Consider the following 19,009-nt stretch of genomic DNA (forward strand, 5'->3'; position numbering starts at 1 on the left):
TGGTGCGCAAGATGATGAACACATAGGGTGCTGATTGCCGGATGCGACGCTGTCGCATCTTATCCAGGCGACAAAATACCCCCCCCAAACAAAAGAAAAAGGCCAGCCTCATATGAGACTGGCCTTTCTGACAGATGCTTGCTTATTCGCGGAACAGCGCTTCGATATTCAGCCCCTGAGTCTGCAAAATCTCACGCAGACGGCGCAGGCCTTCAACCTGAATCTGGCGAACACGTTCTCGTGTGAGGCCTATTTCACGACCTACATCTTCCAGTGTTGCCGCTTCATACCCCAGCAAACCGAATCGACGTGCCAGCACTTCACGCTGCTTGGCGTTCAGTTCGAACAGCCATTTGACGATGCTCTGCTTCATATCGTCATCTTGCGTGGTGTCTTCCGGACCGTTCTCTTTTTCGTCGGCCAGGATGTCCAGCAACGCTTTTTCGGAATCACCACCCAGCGGGGTGTCTACCGAGGTAATGCGCTCGTTAAGACGAAGCATACGGCTGACGTCATCAACTGGCTTATCCAGTTGCTCTGCGATTTCTTCCGCGCTCGGTTCGTGATCCAGCTTATGGGACAACTCACGTGCGGTTCGCAGGTAAACGTTCAGCTCCTTTACGATGTGGATCGGCAAACGAATCGTACGGGTTTGGTTCATAATCGCCCGTTCGATCGTCTGGCGAATCCACCATGTTGCGTATGTTGAGAAGCGGAAACCACGTTCCGGGTCAAACTTCTCAACCGCGCGGATCAGCCCCAGGTTACCCTCTTCGATAAGATCCAGCAACGCCAGACCACGATTGCCATAACGGCGGGCAATTTTTACCACCAGACGCAAGTTACTCTCGATCATCCGGCGGCGGGAGGCGACATCTCCACGCAGTGCGCGACGCGCAAAATAAACTTCTTCTTCGGCCGTTAACAGTGGCGAATAACCAATCTCACCAAGGTAAAGCTGAGTCGCGTCCAGCACACGCTGTGTGGCACCCTGCGATAACAGCTCCTCTTCGGCCAAATCGTTATCACTGGGTTCCTCTTCAACTAAGGCCTTTTCGTCAAAAACCTCAACTCCGTTCTCATCAAATTCCGCATCTTCATTTAAATCATGAACTTTCAGCGTATTCTGACTCATAAGGTGGCTCCTACCCGTGATCCCTTGACGGAACGCTCAAGCAAAAGCCTGGTTCCGCCGAATTATCGCTGCGGTAAATAACGCAGCGGGTTTACGGATTTCCCCTTGTAACGAATTTCAAAATGCAATCGTGTTGAACTGGTTCCGGTGCTACCCATGGTTGCTATTTTTTGCCCCGCCTTCACTTCTTGTTGTTCCCGGACCAGCATTGTGTCGTTATGGGCGTAGGCACTCAGGTAATCATCATTATGTTTGATGATAATCAGATTACCGTAGCCGCGCAGCGCATTACCGGCATAAACAACGCGGCCATCTGCGGTCGCGATAATTGCCTGTCCTTTGCTACCTGCGATATCAATCCCCTTGTTGCCTCCCTCAGAAGCGCCAAAGGTTTCAATCACTTTGCCCTCAGTTGGCCAGCGCCAGGTGGAAATCGGCGTACTGGTTGATGTACTGCTGACAGTCGGCTCGGTTGTGCTTGCTGTTGGTACAGTTACAGGCGCTGTGACCGTGGTCGCAGTTGGCTTGTTGTTCGGCAACATTTTGTTAGCACTCTGTTCACCCGAAGATTCAGAATACGTAATTGTCGGTTGCGACGCAACAGCAACGGTGGAATTTTGTGCAGGCTTGATCACAACTCCTTGCTCTGCTGCATCCGCCTGGGTAATGGCATTTCCGCCAGTGATTGGCGTGCCAGAAGCATTGCCAACCTGTAAAGTCTGACCTACGTTCAACGCGTATGGTGCCTCAATATTATTACGTTGGGCGAGATCGCGGAAATCGTTACCGGTGATCCAGGCAATATAGAAAAGTGTGTCGCCTTTTTTCACGGTATAAGTACTACCGCTATAACTGCCTTTCGGAATATTCCCGTACTGACGGTTGTAGACGATACGCCCATTTTCCATTTGCACCGGTTGCTGAGTGACAGGCTGCACCGGCTGGATTTGTGGTTGTTGCGTAGATTGAATTTGTGGCTGCTGTACCGGCTGAATTTGCGGTTGCTGCGTTTTAGACGTCGTCCCCATTTTCGGCGGTGGCGTAATCAACATACCTGAATTGGTATTTGCAGGTGCATTGCCGTTAACGGAACTAACTGGTGCCGGTGGATTCGATGTGTCAGAACAGCCAGCCAACCATAGCGAAACCAGTGACAAAGCCGCAATACGGCGAACGGTGAATTTTGGGCTTCCCGCGCTCATTTATCCCCCAGGAAAAATTGATTAATAACCAGTGACATAATTACCGTGCAAGGCACCCTACTGAACACTGGAAAAGATGTTCACGATACGCTGACCTGCTGCAAAATAACCAGGAAAATTCCAGGTATTTCCTCGCACTTTAAGCCAGCTCCCCCTTCACTAAGGGAACAAAGCGCACGGCCTCTACGGTATCGATAATAAATTCGCCCCCGCGACGACGCACCCGCTTCAAATACTGGTGCTCTTCCCCTACCGGCAAGACGAGAATCCCGCCTTCATCCAGTTGCGTCATTAGTGCAGTAGGAATTTCGGGCGGTGCTGCCGTTACAATGATAGCGTCAAACGGCGCACGTGCTTGCCAACCTTGCCATCCATCGCCGTGACGGGTTGAAACATTATGTAAATCAAGATTTTTCAGGCGGCGACGCGCCTGCCACTGCAATCCTTTAATCCGTTCAACCGAACATACATGCTGGACAAGATGTGCCAGGATTGCCGTTTGATAGCCCGAACCGGTGCCGATTTCCAGCACCCGCGACTGCGGCGTCAGTTCGAGTAATTCGGTCATTCGCGCCACCATGTACGGCTGCGAAATTGTCTGCCCCTGACCTATCGGCAACGCGATATTGTCCCAGGCTTTTTGTTCAAACGCTTCATCAATGAATTTTTCACGCGGCACGGCGGCAAGTGCGTTCAACACCTGCTCATCCTGAATACCTTGCGCACGTAATTGATCCAGAAGTGCTTGTACGCGTCTGCTTACCATTGCGTGCCAACTCCCACGCTGTTTAACCAGTCTGAAACCACATCTTGCGCGTTGTGCGCGGTTAAATCTACATGCAGCGGCGTGATGGAGACATAGCCTTCATCTACCGCAGCAAAATCAGTCCCCGGACCGGCATCGCACTTACCGCCCGGCGGGCCAATCCAGTACAGCGTATTACCGCGCGGATCCTGTTGCGGGATAACTTGATCTGCCGGATGTCGTGTACCGCAGCGAGTGACGCGGATACCTTTAATCTGATCCAGCGGTAAATCCGGGACGTTAATATTGAGAATACGCCCGGTGCGCAGCGGCTCTTTGCACAGTGCGCGCAAAATAGAACAGGTTACCGCCGCAGCAGTGTCATAATGCTTATGCCCGTCAAGCGAGACGGCCAGCGCTGGAAAACCTAAATGACGGCCTTCCATCGCGGCTGCCACCGTACCGGAATAGATAACATCATCACCCAGATTCGGCCCGGCGTTAATGCCCGAAACCACAATATCCGGACGCGGACGCATCAGTGCATTCACACCAAGATATACACAATCGGTCGGGGTTCCCATTTGCACGGCGATATCACCATTTTCAAAGGTAAACGTGCGCAGGGAGGATTCCAGTGTCAGAGAATTTGAAGCGCCGCTGCGGTTACGATCGGGGGCAACCACCTGAACGTCAGCAAACTCACGCAAGGCTTTCGCCAGCGTTTGTATACCGGGTGCATGTACCCCGTCATCATTACTCAGCAATATGCGCATAATCACCTGTTGTGTTGATAAGTTCCCTGACAACGCTGGTTGCAAAACTTCCCGCCGGAAGCCAGAAACGGATTTCTACGGTGACGTCATCCCACCAGTTCCAGCTTAATTGTTGTGGATATAACAGCATCGCTCTGCGCGCGGCGTCTACTTTTTCGCGTACCAGTAATGCTTGCAATTCAGTTTCGTCGGCAACCGCCGCTTGTTCGAATGCCAGCGCCTCACGCTGGGTTCCCCACTCGCCGCTACCGGGCAAAGCAGCAGTAATCATCAGCTCTTTATCGTTGACGCGACGCTGTAATTCCGCCATTTCATCGTTAGTAGCAACAAACCAGCTACCACGCCCGGCTAATTGTAGCGCATCGCCGTCAACAACTTGATTAACGTCCGCTTTTTTGAGGCGCTCAGCAACAATCTGATTAAACAACGCACTACGGGCTGCCGACAACCAAAAACTGCGTTTATTGCGATCGCGCACCGGAGTATTCGTTTGCGCCCAGCGCAGCGCCCCCTGCAAGTTACTGCCGCCAATACCAAAACGTTGCGCACCAAAGTAGTTCGGTACACCTTTCACGCAAATATCGATCAGACGCTGTTCAACGTCATCGCGATTGCTCACTTCGCGTAGCACCAGGGTAAAGGCGTTACCTTTCAGCGCCCCTAAACGCAGCTTACGCTTGTGCCGCGCATACTCCAACACCTGGCAACCTTCCAGTTGAAACGCACTCAGATCAGGCATTTCTTTGCCCGGTACACGCGCGCATAACCACTGTTCCGTAACGGCATGTTTGTCTTTCTGCCCCGCGAAGCTGACTTCACGAGCATGAATTTTCAGGAATTTTGCCAGTGCGTCCGCCACAAACCGGGTATTGCAACCGTTTTTAAGCACCCGCACCAGAATATGCTCACCTTCACCATCAGGCTCAAAGCCTAAATCTTCCACCACCACAAAGTCTTCCGGGTTGGCTTTCAGCAGCCCGGTGCCTTGCGGTTTGCCGTGGAGGTAAGTGAGATTATCAAACTCAATCATTTTGTTGCCTTAATGAGTAGCGCCACCGCTTCACAGGCAATCCCTTCCCCACGTCCGGTAAATCCAAGTTTTTCCGTGGTGGTGGCTTTCACGTTAACATCATCCATATGGCAGCCGAGATCTTCGGCAATAAACACGCGCATTTGTGGAATGTGCGGCAACATCTTCGGTGCCTGAGCGATGATAGTGACATCAACGTTGCCGAGGGTATACCCCTTCGCCTGAATGCGTCGCCAGGCTTCGCGTAGCAGCTCGCGGCTATCGGCACCTTTAAATGCCGGATCGGTATCCGGAAACAGCTTGCCGATATCCCCCAGCGCCGCGGCACCAAGTAGTGCATCGGTCAGCGCATGCAGCGCCACGTCGCCATCAGAATGCGCCAACAGCCCTTTTTCGTAAGGAATGCGCACGCCACCAATGATAATTGGGCCTTCGCCACCAAAGGCGTGTACATCAAAACCGTGTCCAATTCGCATTATGTATTCTCCTGATGGATGGTTCGGGTGAGGTAAAATTCAGCAAGCGCCAAATCTTCCGGGCGCGTGACTTTAATGTTATCCGCACGGCCTTCGACAAGCTGCGGATGAAAACCGCAATATTCCAGCGCCGAGGCTTCATCGGTAATGGTTGCGCCTTCATTTAAAGCACGCGTCAGGCAGTCATATAACAGCTCTCGAGGGAAAAATTGCGGCGTCAGCGCGTGCCATAAACCGTTGCGATCAACGGTATGTGCAATGGCATTTTTATCAGGTTCGGCGCGTTTCATGGTATCGCGCACCGGAGCGGCAAGAATCCCCCCCGTGCGGCTGGTTTCGCTCAGAGTTAACAGCCGTGCAAGATCATCCTGATGCAGGCAAGGACGAGCGGCGTCATGCACCAACACCCACTGCGCGTCGCCAGCAGCTTTCAGTCCTGCCAGCACAGAATCGGCACGCTCTTCACCACCATCAACAACAGTGATTTGCGGATGATTCGCCAGAGAAAGTTGTGCAAAACGACTATCGCCCGGGCTTATTGCAATGACGACACGCGTCACCCGGGGATGCGCCAGGAGCGCATACACCGAGTGTTCAAGAATGGTTTGATTACCTATTGAGAGATATTGCTTAGGACATTCCGTTTGCATTCGGCGGCCAAATCCGGCCGCCGGAACCACGGCGCAAACATCCAAATGAGTGGTTGCCATGTTAATTCCTGAGCTGATTTATCGATTGTTTTGCCCCGCAGACTGCGCGCGCTTCGACGCGTCAGGCACCAGACGATAAAAAGTTTCGCCCGGCCTGGTCATGCTGAGTTCATTACGCGCACGCTCTTCGAGCGCCTCCTGGCCGCCATTGAGATCGTCAATTTCGGCAAAAAGCTGATCGTTTCGCGCTTTAAGTTTCGCGTTTGTAGCTTGCTGTGCCGCCACATCGTCATTGACGCGGGTATAGTCATGTATACCGTTCTTACCGAACCACAGCGAATACTGTAGCCAGACCAGAATAGCCAGCAACAGCAGCGTTAGTTTACCCATCCTGCCCCCTGAAAAACGGCATCATCATCCCATGCATCCGAAGACGACTCTACATCCTCTGTTGGGGATACCGCGACAACGCGGGCAAATGTACCACATTTGTCCATTGTTACGTATACCCAGGGCGTGCAGAACATAATCTCATTATTGGTTACGGTTTGAATTATGAACAGACCAGACGGGAAAGAACAAATTAGCCCAGCAACCACATAAACAGTGCGGCAAACATAATGCCGACTGTCACCAGGGTGAAAACAATGCTGTAGCGTAGCTTTCCGTCCATCAATGAATGCAGCGCAATACCCACCACCACCGCGACGGGCATCAGCGCCAGAAAGAAAGGCCAGGTATAGATAAAGAAGAACAGCGTGTTAGAGCCATAAATCAACATCGGTATCGCCAGCGCGCACAGCCAGGAGACAAAACCGACCACGGCCCCTGACAGCGACCATGTGGTTTCTTCATCTTCGGTAAGGCTTTCGCTATTTGTTAGTGTAATGTTATGGCTATTACGCATATCGGATCCTGTTACTTTGACGAACCGGGCATGTAAACCCGGCGGTGTCTCAGGATCTGATAATATCGTTCTGTCTCAGTAGATCTAATAATTGCTGAACCAAATTTGTTACCAATTGTTCACCATTGAGATGAATTTCTGCTGATTCAGGCGCTTCGTAAACGGCATCTATCCCCGTAAAGTTACGCAGTTCACCGGCACGCGCTTTTTTATATAAACCTTTTGGATCGCGAGCTTCACAAATCGCCAACGGCGTATCGACAAACACTTCGATAAACCGCCCTTCTCCTACACGTTCGCGAACCATCTGACGTTCAGCGCGATGTGGTGAGATAAACGCAGTCAGCACTACCAGACCGGCTTCAACCATTAAATTCGCCACTTCGCCAACCCGACGGATATTTTCTTTACGATCGGCATCGCTAAAACCGAGATCGCTGCATAAACCGTGGCGAACGTTGTCGCCATCCAGCAAATACGTGCTGACGCCAAGTTTATGCAGCGCCTCCTCCAGCGCCCCGGCAACTGTCGATTTCCCTGAACCAGAGAGGCCGGTAAACCACAACACAACACCACGATGCCCGTGGTGTTGCTCGCGCTGTTGTGGAGTCACCGGATGGCTATGCCAGACGACGTTTTCGTCATGCAGCGCCATTATTTACCTCCCAGCAAATCGCGCGCGCCCCAGTGTGGGAAGTGGCGACGTACCAACGCATTCAGTTCCAGCTCAAATGCGCTAAATTCTGATGGCGCAACGGCAGCCTCATTTTTCGGCTCATGCACCATACCGGCACCAACGGTCACGTTGCTCAGGCGATCGATAAAAATCAGCCCACCAGTTACCGGATTTTGTTGATAACGATCTAACACTAGCGGCTCATCAAAAGTGAGATCCACCAGACCAATGCCGTTCAGCGGCAGATTTTCAACTTCACGCTGGTTAAGGTTATTAATATCAATCTGATAATGAATGTCATCAACACGAGCACGCGTCTTCTTCCCGGCAATTTTGATGTCGTAACTCTGCCCTGGGGAAAGCGGTTGTTCCGCCATCCATACCACATCCACTGACGCGCTCTGCACCGTCGACAACGCTTCATCTGCTGCCAGCAGCAAATCGCCACGACTGATGTCGATCTCATCCGTCAGCACCAGGGTGATCGCTTCTCCGGCAAAGGCGTCTTCGCGATCGCCATCAAACGTGACGATCCGCGCAATATTTGACTCAACACCAGAGGGGAGCACTTTGACATGTTGCCCGACTTTCACGCTGCCAGAGGCCAGCGTTCCTGCGTAGCCTCGAAAATCAAGATTCGGGCGGTTAACGTACTGCACTGGGAAGCGCATTGGCTGGTCATCAACCACTCGCTGAATCTCAACGGTTTCCAGCACTTCCAGCAGTGTCGGGCCGCTGTACCACGGCATACTTTCACTTTGCGAAGCAACATTATCGCCTTCCAGCGCGGAGAGCGGCACAAAGCGGATATCCAGATTGCCCGGCAGTTGCCCGGCAAAGGTCAGATAATCTTCACGAATGCGGGTGAACGTTTCTTCGCTGTAATCCACCAGATCCATCTTGTTGATCGCCACTACCAGATGTTTGATCCCCAGAAGCGTGGAGATAAAACTGTGACGACGGGTTTGATCAAGCACACCTTTACGGGCATCGATCAATAAGATCGCCAGATCACACGTCGACGCGCCGGTCGCCATATTGCGGGTGTACTGCTCGTGCCCTGGGGTGTCGGCAATAATAAATTTGCGTTTTTCGGTGGAGAAATAACGGTAAGCCACGTCAATGGTGATGCCTTGTTCACGCTCAGCCTGCAGGCCATCCACCAGCAGCGCCAGATCCAGTTTTTCACCCTGGGTGCCGTGGCGTTTACTGTCGTTATGCAGCGATGAGAGCTGATCTTCGTAGATCTGGCGGGTATCGTGCAACAGGCGACCTATCAGGGTACTTTTGCCGTCATCAACGCTGCCACAGGTCAGAAAACGCAGCAGGCTTTTGTGTTGTTGCGCGATCATCCAGGCTTCGACTCCGCCTTCATTGGCGATTTGTTGTGCAAGTGCGGTGTTCATCTTAAAAATACCCCTGACGTTTTTTCAGCTCCATAGAACCGGACTGGTCGCGGTCAATCACACGGCCCTGACGTTCGCTGGTAGTGGAAACCAGCATCTCTTCGATGATCTCGGGCAGTGTTTGCGCGTTTGACTCTACTGCGCCGGTCAGCGGCCAGCAGCCCAGCGTACGGAAACGCACCATCCGTTTTTTAATCACTTCGCCGGGTTGCAGGTCGATACGGTTGTCATCAATCATCATCAACATACCGTCGCGTTCCAGAACCGGACGTTCAGCAGCAAGATACAGCGGAACAATGTCGATATTTTCCAGCCAGATGTATTGCCAGATATCCTGCTCGGTCCAGTTAGAGAGTGGGAAGACGCGGATACTTTCGCCTTTGTTAATCTGCCCGTTGTAGTTATGCCACAGCTCCGGACGCTGGTTTTTCGGATCCCAGCGATGGAAACGGTCACGGAAAGAGTAGATACGTTCTTTAGCGCGGGATTTCTCTTCATCGCGGCGCGCGCCGCCGAAGGCAGCATCAAAACCATATTTGTTCAGCGCCTGTTTCAGGCCTTCGGTTTTCATGATGTCAGTGTGTTTGGCGCTGCCGTGAACGAATGGATTAATCCCCATCGCCACACCTTCTGGATTTTTATGCACCAACAGCTCGCAGCCGTAGGCTTTTGCCGTACGATCGCGAAATTCATACATCTCACGGAATTTCCAGCCGGTATCAACATGCAGCAACGGGAAAGGCAGCGAACCTGGATAAAACGCCTTGCGCGCCAGATGTAGCATGACGCTGGAATCTTTGCCGATGGAGTAGAGCATCACCGGATTTGAGAATTCTGCCGCCACCTCGCGAATGATGTGGATGCTTTCCGCCTCCAGTTGCCGCAGGTGAGTCAGTCGTTTTTGGTTCATAACCGTTCCTTTGCAATACTGCTATTTGCTTGCCATCAGATATTCCGACTATAGGGAGCGTAAGAGTGCGAATGAAATTACCAATTAGAATGAGTAGTTCCTTAACGGAATAACGATTTGGCAAAGCTAATATCAAAAAGTGCTTAAGGCTCCGGATTTCGGGCATTTAGGAAGATTTGAAATTGTTTTAGCGCAGCGGCAGTTTCATACTATGGCGGTAAAAAAATTTGCATGGTATTTAAGGACTCACTATGTTTTCCGCATTGCGCCACCGTACCGCTGCCCTGGCGCTCGGCGTATGCTTTATTCTCCCCGTACACGCCTCGTCACCTAAACCTGGCGATTTTGCTAATACACAGGCGCGACACATTGCCACTTTCTTTCCGGGGCGAATGACCGGAACACCCGCAGAAATGTTATCTGCCGATTATATCCGGCAACAGTTTCAGCAAATGGGTTATCGCAGTGATATCCGGACATTTAATGGCCGATATATTTATACCGCCCGCGATAACCACAAAAACTGGCATAACGTGACAGGAAGTACGGTGATTGCCGCTCATGAAGGCAAAGCACCGCAGCAGATCATTATCATGGCGCATCTGGATACCTACGCCCCACAGAGCGACGCGGATGCCGATGCCAATCTCGGCGGGCTGACATTACAAGGTATGGATGATAACGCCGCAGGTTTGGGGGTCATGCTGGAGCTGGCAGAACGCCTGAAAAATACGCCAACCGAATATGGTATTCGTTTTGTGGCGACCAGTGGTGAAGAGGAAGGGAAATTAGGCGCTGAGAATTTACTCAAACGAATGAGTGACGCCGAAAAGAAAAATACTCTGCTGGTGATTAATCTCGATAACTTAATTGTCGGTGATAAATTGTATTTCAACAGTGGCGTAAAAACCCCCGAAGCAGTAAGGAAATTAACGCGCGATCGGGCGCTGGCAATTGCCCGCAGTCATGGAATTGCCGCGACGACCAATCCTGGTTTGAATAAAAATTATCCAAAAGGCACCGGGTGTTGTAATGACGCTGAAGTTTTTGACAAAGCCGGTATTGCTGTACTTTCGGTAGAAGCAACAAACTGGAATCTGGGAAATAAAGATGGTTATCAGCAACGCGCAAAAACAGCCGCATTCCCCGCAGGAAATAGCTGGCATGACGTAAGACTGGATAATCAACAGCATATTGATAAGGCACTTCCAGGAAGAATAGAACGCCGCTGCCGTGATGTTATGCGGATAATGCTGCCACTGGTGAAGGAACTGGCGAAGGCGTCTTGATGGGTTTGAGCTGATTCCCCATGACTGTGAGGAGTCAATTCTGCCTATAAAAAAATAGGGTGCAGGAGGCCAAACTATAACAATTCAATACGCGGGGTTTCACCCCCGCGTGGTGGCTACTTCTTCGGTTCGTAAGCGAGAACAGCCTTAAACTCCATACCACGTTCTCTGATATTCAACTCACACAACGAGTCGTCTACCATCAGCGTGAATCCCAGTACTGTACAACACAGCACTATGACTGCCACAAGGGCATATTTTGTTAGCATGTCTTGCCTCTCTGCAAAGAAGAGACTAGCATTCGAATTGTTGGGTTCGAACGTAGGCCTCAGGTGGATAGAAATATCGCCTGGGGCTTTTGTCCATCTGGAACCTCGCGAATGCTTAACGCCAGACAGCCTCAAGCACCCGACGCCATTCTATACCTGTTGATTCTCCCTGCGACGTTCTCGTTTAAAGGCCAGAATGCTGCTCGCAAAATAAAAACGCCCCCATCATTTCTGACAGAGGCGTTTAATTTATCCGGAAATATTTACCCTTCGTGTAATCCACATTCCCTTTTTAAGCCAAAGAAGCGCGTTTCTTCTTCGGCCATGCCGGGTTCCCATTTACGGGTTGTATGGGTGTCGCCAACCGATAAATATCCTTCGTCCCATAATGGGTGATATTTCAGGCCATGTTTTTGCAGGTACTGATAAATAGTTCGGTTATCCCAGTCGATAATCGGCAGCACTTTAAATACGCCACGCTGGATAGCCAGCACTGGTAAATTGGCACGGCTGCCAGATTGCTCACGGCGCAGACCAGCAAACCACGTTTGCGCGTTAAGTTCTTTCAGTGCACGGTTCATGGGTTCGACTTTTGTTGATCTCATTGTACTTTTCAATGCCTTCAACCCCCTGCTCCCACAGTTTGCCGTAGCGTGCTTCCTGCCATGCGGCGCTTTCAGTGGCACGGTACACTTTCAGGTTGAGTTTAAGTTTGTCCGTTAACTCGTCAATAAAGCGGTAGGTTTCCGGGAACAGATAACCAGTATCGGTAAGAATCACCGGGATATTCGGGCAGATCTGGTTCACCAGATGCAGGCTGACTGCCGCCTGAATGCCAAAGCTGGAAGAGAGCACGTATTCGCCGGGCAGATTCTCCAACACCCAGGCAACGCGGCCTTCAGCGTCCAGTTTTTCCAGTTGAGCGTTGGTTTGTGCCAGAGCCAGAATGCGCTCTACCTTCGGCAGTTCATTCAGGTCGTTTAGATCAAGTCTGGACATAGATTCCTCACTGTTTGCCTTGCCTGATGCGACGCTTATGCGTCTTATCAGGCCTACAAAACCGAGCAGACGCGGCGATTTATGTTAATCCCACAAATCGCGAGCCGGATCGAGCACCGGGCGAATGATGCCCGCACGCACCGTAAAGTCACCGAAGCCTTCACCCGCTTCGCGCTCTTTCGCCCAGCGCCCTATCAGTTCATCAAGCGACGCCAGGATTTCCGGCTCGGTGATGTTTTCTTTATACATCCGTGGGATACGTGTCCCCATACGGTTGCCGCCAAGATGCAGGTTGTAGCGCCCCGGCGCTTTACCCACCAGACCAACTTCTGCCAGCATCGCCCGGCCACAGCCGTTCGGGCATCCCGTCACACGCATTACGATATGCTCATCGCTGATGCCATGTTTCGCCATTAAGTTATCGATGTTGTCGATAAACGAGGGCAGGAAACGTTCGGCTTCCGCCATCGCCAGCGGACAGGTCGGGAATGACACACATGCCATTGAGTTTTCACGCTGTGGTGTGACGGCATTCATCAACCCGCTCTCTTTGGCGATCTGCTCGATCTTCGCTTTTTCACTTTCCGGTACACCCGCGATAATCAGGTTCTGGTTCGCCGTAATGCGGAAATCGCCTTTGTGGATCTTTGCGATCTCCAGCAGACCGGTTTTCAGCGGACGCCCCGGATAATCGAGAATACGACCATTTTCGATAAACAGCGTCAGGTGCCAGTTATCATCGATACCCTTAACCCAGCCGATGCGATCGCCGCGTCCGGTAAATTCATACGGGCGGATCGGTTCGAACTTGATCCCCGCGCGACGTTCAACTTCCGCCTTAAACGTCTCTACCCCCACGCGTTCCAGCGTGTATTTGGTTTTGGCATTTTTACGGTCAGTACGATTACCCCAGTCACGCTGAGTCGTAACCACAGCTTCCGCCACTGCCAGCGTATGCTCAAGTGGCAGATAACCAAACTCGCTCGCCGTGCGGGCATAGGTTTTTTTATTGCCGTGTTCCATAGAAAGGCCGCCACCCACCAGCAGGTTGAAGCCCACCAGCTTGCCGTTTTCCGCGATAGCCACAAAGTTCATGTCGTTGGCGTGCAGATCGATATCGTTCTGCGGCGGAATAACCACCGTCGTTTTGAACTTACGCGGCAGATAGGTCTGCCCGAGGATCGGTTCTTCATCAGTGGTAGCAACTTTCTCCTGATCGAGCCAGATCTCCGCATAGGCGCGGGTACGCGGCAACAGATGTTCAGAGATCTTCTTCGCCCACTCATAGGCTTCCGCGTGCAACTGTGACTCGTACGGATTCGAGGTGCACAGCACGTTACGGTTCATGTCGTTGGCGGTCGCCAGCGCATCAAGACCGACTGAGTGCAACATTTGGTGTGCAGGTTTGACGTTCTTTTTCAGAATACCGTGGAACTGGAAGGTCTGACGGTTGGTCAGGCGAATGCTACCGTAAATGGTGTTTTCCACTGCAAATTTGTCGATCGCCTGCCACTGTTTGGTGGTGATAACGCCCCCCGGCAGGCGGCAGCGGAGCATCATGGCGTGACGCGGCTCCAGCTTCTGTTCAGCTCGTTCGGCGCGAATGTCGCGGTCATCCTGCTGATACATGCCGTGGAAGCGGATCAGCAGGAAGTTATCGCCCTTAAACCCGCCAGTCAGGCCATCATTCAAATCTTCGGCAATCGTGCCGCGCAGAAAGTTGCTTTCAAGCTTCATGCGCTCGGCGTCTGCCAGTTTACCTTCGACCACTAAAGGCCCTGGATGTTTTTCGCTCATTAGTAGACATCTCGCTGATAACGGCGCTCTACGCGCAGCTCACTTAAAAATTCATCCGCCGCTTCAGTGTCCATGCCACCAAATTCGGCAATCACTTCCAGAAGTGCCTGTTCAACGTCTTTCGCCATGCGATTAGCGTCGCCGCAAACATAAATGTGGGCACCGTCATTGATCCAGCGCCACAGCTCTGCCCCCTGTTCACGCAGTTTGTCTTGTACGTAAATTTTTTCTTTTTGATCGCGTGACCAGGCCAGATCGATACGCGTCAGCACGCCCTCTTTGACATAACGCTGCCATTCCACCTGGTAGAGGAAATCTTCCGTAAAGTGCGGATTGCCGAAGAACAACCAGTTTTTGCCCGGCGCTTCGTCGGCGGCACGCTGCTGCATAAAGGCGCGGAATGGCGCGATACCGGTGCCAGGGCCAATCATAATCACCGGGGTTTCCGGGTTAGCTGGCAGGCGGAAGTTGTCGTTATGTTCGATAAAGACGCGAACTTCGCCCTCTTCTCCCACGCGATCCGCGAGGAAGCTGGAGGCACCACCGGCACGGGCACGGCCTTCCACGTCATAACGCACAACGCCGACAGTAACGTGCACTTCACTCTCGACTTCCGCCTGCGATGAGGCGATGGAATAAAGGCGCGGCGTCAGCGGACGCAAAATACTGATGAACGCATCAGCGTCCAGTTGTGCCGGAGAGAAACGCAACATATCGACAATCGGCGTCGTCGCAGCGTAATGCTGCAACTTCGTTTTATCGCCCACCAGCGGCAGCAGCGTTTCGCTGCGCGTTAAGGTGGCGTAATTTTCAACAATGTTCGCGGTGTTGACGGTCAGTTCAAAATGCCACTGTAAGGCTTCCGCCAGCGGCAGCGTTTTGCCCTCGACAGTGACGGGTTCATCGCCTTTCAGCCACAGCAGTTCGACAATCTCTTTTACCAGTGCCGGATCGTTCTGATACCAGACGCCCAGCGCATCGCCCGGCTGATAGCGCAGGCCTGAGTCACCTAAATCGATCTCAATATGGCGAACGTCTTTTTCAGAGTTACGTCCAGTGATTTTCTGGTTAACAGAGAGGCTCGCCACCAGCGGCGCTTCTTTGCTATACGGACTGGTGTGGATTTCATTCACCGCGCCAGTGGCGACGGATGTCGAAGGTGCTGCGACAGGCGCGCGCGATTTCAGTACATCAACTACATGGGCGCGCCATTCGCTGGCGGCTGCCTGATATTCAACATCGGCATCGACCCGGTCGAGCAGGCGTTCGCCGCCCAGTTCAGCCAGTTTGCTGTCGAAATCTTTACCGGACTGGCAGAAAAACTCATAAGAGGTGTCACCGAGGCTAAACACAGCAAAAGCGGTGTTTTCCAGTTTCGGCGCTTTTTTGGAGAACAGAAACTTGTGCAACGCGACGGCTTCTTCCGGCGGTTCCCCTTCACCTTGTGTTGAAGTCACCACGATAAGCAGTTTTTCGCTGGCGATTTGTTTGAATTTATAGTCGCCTGCATTCACCAGCTTAGCGTTCAGTTTTGCCGCTAATAAGTCGTCACGTAATGCTTCAGCGACCCGGCGAGCATTACCCGTTTGCGAGGCGGATATGATGGTGATACCCGGCATTTCTGCGGCTGGTGTAGCGGCAAGTGTACCTGGCTGCTGGTTAAGCATTCCCCAGAAATAACCAGATACCCACGCAAGCTGGGTCGGTGTCAAATCAGTAGTGGCTGCCTGAAGGCGAGCCAGTTGCTCCGGGTTCAGCGGAAGCAAAGCGGAAGGAGGGACCTGTGTCGTCATGCGTCGTTATGTTCCAGTAAGCAAAGCTGTTTATCGGCCCTGTCAGCGCCCATAAAACAGAAGAGAAGGTAAGGTTAACGGCGCGAAGGGGGTGGATTAAAGACGGGATAGCGATAACTAATAACCAAATCGACTAACCTGTTTTAGCAATAGTCTTTAACAACAAAATAGATTTATTAACTCAATGAAAAATAGATAAATATCGACCGCAATTAAGATAAATCGGTCATTTTGCGCAACAAACCCGTTTTTGGTAATGCGAAAAAACAGGCTTTCCGGTACTCTACGGCGGTTTTATCGTCCAGTAGAGAAATTATGATGTCCACCACGTTATTTAAAGATTTCACCTTCGAAGCCGCTCACCGCTTACCACACGTCCCAGAAGGGCATAAATGTGGTCGCCTGCACGGGCATTCTTTTATGGTGCGCCTGGAAATTACCGGGGAAGTCGATCCGCATACGGGCTGGATTATCGATTTCGCTGAACTGAAAGCGGCGTTTAAACCGACTTACGATCGTCTCGACCACTATTATCTCAATGATATACCCGGCCTGGAAAACCCGACCAGCGAAGTTTTAGCAAAATGGATTTGGGATCAAGTTAAACCCGTTGTACCACTATTAAGCGCTGTGATGGTGAAAGAAACCTGCACCGCAGGCTGCATCTATCGCGGTGAATAATCAGAGTGTGTCGGCGGTCAATTTCCCTTAAGTAACGCTATGTTAGGGTGTTGTGCTCTGGATATCTGGGGCATGACATGGAAGACGACTGCGACATTATTATTATTGGTGCCGGTATTGCGGGCACCGCTTGTGCGTTACGCTGCGCGCGAGCGGGATTATCTGTTCTGTTACTGGAACGCGCTGAAATCCCTGGCAGCAAAAACCTTTCCGGCGGGCGGTTATATACCCATGCGCTCGCGGAACTCCTCCCTCAATTTCACCTGACCGCGCCCCTTGAGCGACGTATCACTCACGAAAGCCTTTCTCTGTTAACGCCCGATGGCGCAACGACGTTTTCCAGCTTACAACCCGGTGGTGAATCCTGGAGCGTATTACGCGCACGATTCGATCCGTGGCTGGTTGCCGAAGCTGAAAAAGCAGGAGTTGAGTGTATTCCCGGCGCAACAGTAGACGCGTTATATGAAGAAAACAGCAGAGTGTGTGGCGTTATCTGTGGTGATGATATTCTCCGCGCCCGTTATGTTGTGCTGGCGGAAGGGGCCAATAGTGTGCTGGCAGAACATCACGGGTTAGTTACCCGTCCTGCTGGCGAATCGATGGCGTTAGGGATCAAAGAAGTGCTGTCGCTGGAAACGCCCATTATTGAAGCGCGTTTTCATCTGGAAAACAACGAAGGTGCAGCGATACTGTTCAGCGGGGAAATCTGTGATGACCTGCCAGGCGGTGCATTTCTTTATACCAATCAGCAAACGCTCTCTTTGGGGATTGTTTGCCCGCTCTCTTCCCTTGCACAAAACCGCGTTCCGGCAAGCGAGTTGCTGGCTCGTTTTAAGACACATCCGGCAGTAAGACCTCTCATTAAAAACAGTGAAACGCTGGAATACGGTGCACATCTGGTGCCGGAAGGCGGTTTACGCAATATGCCCGTGCAGTTCGCCGGTAACGGCTGGCTGCTGGTGGGCGATGCGTTGCGCAGTTGCGTCAATACTGGAATTTCAGTGCGAGGCATGGATATGGCGTTCATTGGCGCACAGGCAGCAGCACAAACACTGATTAGCGCCTGCCAGCAACGCGAGCCGCAAAATCTGTTCCCGATTTATCATCACAACATAGAACACAGTTTGCTGTGGGATGTTCTACAACGTTATCAGCATGTTCCGGCGCTTTTGCAACGCCCTGGCTGGTATCGGACGTGGCCTGCGTTAATGCAGGATATTTCCCGCGACTTATGGGATCAGGGAGATAAACCTGTTCCACCACTTCGCCAGTTGCTCTGGCGTCATTTACGTCGTCACGGCCTGTGGCATCTGGCGGGCGATGTTATCAGGAGTCTGCGATGTCTGTAGCCCGTAATCTCTGGCGTGCTGCTGATGCGCCACACATTGTTCCGGTTGACCCCGTTGAGCGCCAGACAGCAGAACGGTTGATTAATGCCTGCCCGGCAGGTCTTTTTTCGCTCACGCCGGAAGGCGACTTGCGTATTGATTATCGTAGTTGCCTGGAGTGCGGCACCTGCCGTTTGTTATGCGATGAAAAAACACTACAACAGTGGCGCTATCCGCCTTCTGGATTCGGCATCACCTACCGCTTTGGATAAATAATAAGGATAATTTATGCCCCTCTTACACCTGCTCCGTCAGAATCCGGTGATTGCTGCCGTTAAAGATAATGCCAGCCTGCAACTGGCCATTAATTCTGAATGCCAGTTTATTTCCGTGCTGTACGGCAATATCTGCACCATCAGCAATATCGTCAAAAAGATTAAAAACGCCGGGAAATATGCCTTTATTCATGTCGATTTGCTGGAAGGCGCGTCAAATAAAGAGGTGGTGATTCAGTTTTTGAAACTGGTGACCGAAGCAGACGGCATTATCAGCACTAAAGCGTCGATGCTGAAAGCCGCCAGAGCAGAAGGTTTTTTCTGTATTCATCGCCTGTTTATTGTCGATTCGATTTCGTTTCACAATATTGATAAGCAGGTTGCGCAATCGAACCCAGATTGCATTGAGATCCTGCCTGGCTGTATGCCCAAAGTGCTGGGCTGGGTGACGGAGAAAATCCGCCAACCGCTGATTGCTGGCGGGCTGGTGTGCGATGAAGAAGATGCGCGTAATGCAATTGACGCCGGTGTCGTGGCGCTTTCTACTACTAATACCCGCGTCTGGACGTTAGCGAAAAAATTGCTTTAACGGGATAAACGTAACGAATTGAATTTGTGTGATTTGTAGGCCACATCCGGCATTCAACGCCTGATGCGACGCTAAC

At 51.8% G+C, this 19,009-nt stretch carries 20 protein-coding genes and 1 pseudogene; 5 read left to right on the top strand and 16 right to left on the bottom strand.

What is annotated here, in order from left to right; all coding sequences use genetic code 11:
• Window positions 1-142: 142 nt before the first annotated feature.
• The 12 genes from rpoS to cysD all read right to left on the bottom strand — a co-directional run bounded on the left by rpoS (window position 143) and on the right by cysD (window position 9,913).
• The gene (gene rpoS / locus ESM_RS0112365) at window positions 143-1,135 is read right to left on the bottom strand and encodes an RNA polymerase sigma factor RpoS (RefSeq protein ID WP_000081550.1); all 993 of its coding nucleotides are present in this window, start codon (window positions 1,133-1,135) and stop codon (window positions 143-145) included.
• Window positions 1,136-1,197: 62 nt separating this feature from the next.
• Window positions 1,198-2,337, bottom strand: a complete 1,140-nt coding sequence (gene nlpD / locus ESM_RS0112370; protein ID WP_001272575.1) for a murein hydrolase activator NlpD — start codon at window positions 2,335-2,337, stop codon at window positions 1,198-1,200.
• Window positions 2,338-2,476: 139 nt separating this feature from the next.
• Complete coding sequence (pcm, locus tag ESM_RS0112375) at window positions 2,477-3,103, bottom strand: protein-L-isoaspartate O-methyltransferase (RefSeq protein ID WP_000254703.1); 627 nt, start codon at window positions 3,101-3,103, stop codon at window positions 2,477-2,479.
• Window positions 3,097-3,858 carry a 5'/3'-nucleotidase SurE gene (gene surE / locus ESM_RS0112380; protein ID WP_001516955.1) on the bottom strand — a complete coding sequence of 254 codons (762 nt, stop codon included), beginning with the start codon at window positions 3,856-3,858 and terminating at the stop codon, window positions 3,097-3,099. The genes pcm and surE overlap by 7 nt, the downstream gene beginning before the upstream one ends.
• Window positions 3,839-4,888 carry a tRNA pseudouridine(13) synthase TruD gene (truD, locus tag ESM_RS0112385; protein ID WP_000568971.1) on the bottom strand — a complete coding sequence of 350 codons (1,050 nt, stop codon included), beginning with the start codon at window positions 4,886-4,888 and terminating at the stop codon, window positions 3,839-3,841. The genes surE and truD overlap by 20 nt, the downstream gene beginning before the upstream one ends.
• Window positions 4,885-5,364, bottom strand: a complete 480-nt coding sequence (gene ispF / locus ESM_RS0112390; RefSeq protein ID WP_001219242.1) for a 2-C-methyl-D-erythritol 2,4-cyclodiphosphate synthase — start codon at window positions 5,362-5,364, stop codon at window positions 4,885-4,887. The genes truD and ispF overlap by 4 nt, the downstream gene beginning before the upstream one ends.
• Window positions 5,364-6,074: a 2-C-methyl-D-erythritol 4-phosphate cytidylyltransferase gene (ispD, locus tag ESM_RS0112395; RefSeq protein ID WP_000246161.1), complete on the bottom strand. Its 711-nt coding sequence runs from the start codon at window positions 6,072-6,074 to the stop codon at window positions 5,364-5,366. The genes ispF and ispD overlap by 1 nt, the downstream gene beginning before the upstream one ends.
• An 18-nt stretch (window positions 6,075-6,092) precedes the next feature.
• Window positions 6,093-6,404 carry a cell division protein FtsB gene (gene ftsB / locus ESM_RS0112400; RefSeq protein WP_000517476.1) on the bottom strand — a complete coding sequence of 104 codons (312 nt, stop codon included), beginning with the start codon at window positions 6,402-6,404 and terminating at the stop codon, window positions 6,093-6,095.
• 193 nt (window positions 6,405-6,597) lie between these two features.
• Window positions 6,598-6,921 carry a DUF3561 family protein gene (locus ESM_RS0112405; RefSeq protein ID WP_001246116.1) on the bottom strand — a complete coding sequence of 108 codons (324 nt, stop codon included), beginning with the start codon at window positions 6,919-6,921 and terminating at the stop codon, window positions 6,598-6,600.
• A 49-nt stretch (window positions 6,922-6,970) separates the two neighbouring features.
• Window positions 6,971-7,576, bottom strand: a complete 606-nt coding sequence (gene cysC / locus ESM_RS0112410; protein WP_001173652.1) for an adenylyl-sulfate kinase — start codon at window positions 7,574-7,576, stop codon at window positions 6,971-6,973.
• A complete protein-coding gene (cysN, locus tag ESM_RS0112415) occupies window positions 7,576-9,003 on the bottom strand; it encodes a sulfate adenylyltransferase subunit CysN (protein WP_001090336.1) in 1,428 nt (475 codons plus the stop codon). Before cysN ends, cysC begins: the two co-directional genes overlap by 1 nt.
• A 1-nt stretch (window position 9,004) precedes the next feature.
• Entirely contained in the window at window positions 9,005-9,913 is a 909-nt protein-coding gene (gene cysD, locus ESM_RS0112420) for a sulfate adenylyltransferase subunit CysD (RefSeq protein WP_001072281.1), read from the bottom strand.
• A 251-nt stretch (window positions 9,914-10,164) separates the two neighbouring features.
• Here cysD and iap point away from each other — a divergent pair, with 251 nt between their 5' ends.
• Entirely contained in the window at window positions 10,165-11,202 is a 1,038-nt protein-coding gene (gene iap / locus ESM_RS0112425) for an alkaline phosphatase isozyme conversion aminopeptidase (protein ID WP_000490394.1), read from the top strand.
• A gap of 116 nt (window positions 11,203-11,318) precedes the next feature.
• Here iap and ESM_RS0112430 read toward each other — a convergent pair whose 3' ends face one another.
• The 4 genes and pseudogenes from ESM_RS0112430 to cysJ form a co-directional block, all read right to left on the bottom strand.
• On the bottom strand, window positions 11,319-11,471 hold the full coding sequence (locus tag ESM_RS0112430; protein WP_000956462.1) for a Hok/Gef family protein: 153 nt from the start codon (window positions 11,469-11,471) through the stop codon (window positions 11,319-11,321).
• Window positions 11,472-11,734: 263 nt separating this feature from the next.
• Window positions 11,735-12,470 (bottom strand): annotated as a pseudogene (cysH, locus tag ESM_RS01000000124810) (phosphoadenosine phosphosulfate reductase).
• An 84-nt stretch (window positions 12,471-12,554) separates the two neighbouring features.
• Entirely contained in the window at window positions 12,555-14,267 is a 1,713-nt protein-coding gene (gene cysI / locus ESM_RS0112440; RefSeq protein ID WP_001290640.1) for an assimilatory sulfite reductase (NADPH) hemoprotein subunit, read from the bottom strand.
• Window positions 14,267-16,060, bottom strand: coding sequence for an NADPH-dependent assimilatory sulfite reductase flavoprotein subunit (gene cysJ, locus ESM_RS0112445; RefSeq protein WP_000211885.1), 1,794 nt, complete (start codon window positions 16,058-16,060; stop codon window positions 14,267-14,269). The genes cysI and cysJ overlap by 1 nt, the downstream gene beginning before the upstream one ends.
• Window positions 16,061-16,375: 315 nt before the next feature.
• Here cysJ and queD point away from each other — a divergent pair, with 315 nt between their 5' ends.
• From queD to ESM_RS0112465, 4 genes are all read left to right on the top strand, one after another.
• Window positions 16,376-16,741: a 6-carboxytetrahydropterin synthase QueD gene (queD, locus tag ESM_RS0112450; RefSeq protein ID WP_001329795.1), complete on the top strand. Its 366-nt coding sequence runs from the start codon at window positions 16,376-16,378 to the stop codon at window positions 16,739-16,741.
• Window positions 16,742-16,818: 77 nt separating this feature from the next.
• Window positions 16,819-18,090, top strand: coding sequence for an FAD-dependent oxidoreductase (locus ESM_RS0112455; protein WP_010378490.1), 1,272 nt, complete (start codon window positions 16,819-16,821; stop codon window positions 18,088-18,090).
• Entirely contained in the window at window positions 18,081-18,341 is a 261-nt protein-coding gene (locus tag ESM_RS0112460; protein WP_000109517.1) for a ferredoxin family protein, read from the top strand. Before ESM_RS0112455 ends, ESM_RS0112460 begins: the two co-directional genes overlap by 10 nt.
• A gap of 16 nt (window positions 18,342-18,357) precedes the next feature.
• Window positions 18,358-18,933, top strand: coding sequence for a glycerol-3-phosphate responsive antiterminator (locus ESM_RS0112465; RefSeq protein ID WP_001130283.1), 576 nt, complete (start codon window positions 18,358-18,360; stop codon window positions 18,931-18,933).
• Window positions 18,934-19,009 lie beyond the last annotated feature (76 nt).

Origin of the sequence: Escherichia sp. TW09308 (assembly GCF_000208565.1) — a bacterium.
Lineage (GTDB): Bacteria > Pseudomonadota > Gammaproteobacteria > Enterobacterales > Enterobacteriaceae > Escherichia > Escherichia marmotae.

Excerpts from the sequence above, each read along its gene's own strand:
- truD (WP_000568971.1), bottom strand. The coding sequence starts at position 4,888 with ATGATTGAGTTTGATAATCTCACTTACCTCCACGGCAAACCGCAAGGC.
- iap (WP_000490394.1), top strand. The coding sequence starts at position 10,165 with ATGTTTTCCGCATTGCGCCACCGTACCGCTGCCCTGGCGCTCGGCGTA.
- cysD (WP_001072281.1), bottom strand. The coding sequence starts at position 9,913 with ATGAACCAAAAACGACTGACTCACCTGCGGCAACTGGAGGCGGAAAGC.
- cysC (WP_001173652.1), bottom strand. The coding sequence starts at position 7,576 with ATGGCGCTGCATGACGAAAACGTCGTCTGGCATAGCCATCCGGTGACT.
- ftsB (WP_000517476.1), bottom strand. The coding sequence starts at position 6,404 with ATGGGTAAACTAACGCTGCTGTTGCTGGCTATTCTGGTCTGGCTACAG.
- ESM_RS0112455 (WP_010378490.1), top strand. The coding sequence starts at position 16,819 with ATGGAAGACGACTGCGACATTATTATTATTGGTGCCGGTATTGCGGGC.
- ispD (WP_000246161.1), bottom strand. The coding sequence starts at position 6,074 with ATGGCAACCACTCATTTGGATGTTTGCGCCGTGGTTCCGGCGGCCGGA.
- ESM_RS0112460 (WP_000109517.1), top strand. The coding sequence starts at position 18,081 with ATGTCTGTAGCCCGTAATCTCTGGCGTGCTGCTGATGCGCCACACATT.
- nlpD (WP_001272575.1), bottom strand. The coding sequence starts at position 2,337 with ATGAGCGCGGGAAGCCCAAAATTCACCGTTCGCCGTATTGCGGCTTTG.
- rpoS (WP_000081550.1), bottom strand. The coding sequence starts at position 1,135 with ATGAGTCAGAATACGCTGAAAGTTCATGATTTAAATGAAGATGCGGAA.
- queD (WP_001329795.1), top strand. The coding sequence starts at position 16,376 with ATGATGTCCACCACGTTATTTAAAGATTTCACCTTCGAAGCCGCTCAC.
- pcm (WP_000254703.1), bottom strand. The coding sequence starts at position 3,103 with ATGGTAAGCAGACGCGTACAAGCACTTCTGGATCAATTACGTGCGCAA.
- surE (WP_001516955.1), bottom strand. The coding sequence starts at position 3,858 with ATGCGCATATTGCTGAGTAATGATGACGGGGTACATGCACCCGGTATA.
- cysJ (WP_000211885.1), bottom strand. The coding sequence starts at position 16,060 with ATGACGACACAGGTCCCTCCTTCCGCTTTGCTTCCGCTGAACCCGGAG.
- ESM_RS0112430 (WP_000956462.1), bottom strand. The coding sequence starts at position 11,471 with ATGCTAACAAAATATGCCCTTGTGGCAGTCATAGTGCTGTGTTGTACA.
- ESM_RS0112405 (WP_001246116.1), bottom strand. The coding sequence starts at position 6,921 with ATGCGTAATAGCCATAACATTACACTAACAAATAGCGAAAGCCTTACC.
- cysN (WP_001090336.1), bottom strand. The coding sequence starts at position 9,003 with ATGAACACCGCACTTGCACAACAAATCGCCAATGAAGGCGGAGTCGAA.
- ESM_RS0112465 (WP_001130283.1), top strand. The coding sequence starts at position 18,358 with ATGCCCCTCTTACACCTGCTCCGTCAGAATCCGGTGATTGCTGCCGTT.
- ispF (WP_001219242.1), bottom strand. The coding sequence starts at position 5,364 with ATGCGAATTGGACACGGTTTTGATGTACACGCCTTTGGTGGCGAAGGC.
- cysI (WP_001290640.1), bottom strand. The coding sequence starts at position 14,267 with ATGAGCGAAAAACATCCAGGGCCTTTAGTGGTCGAAGGTAAACTGGCA.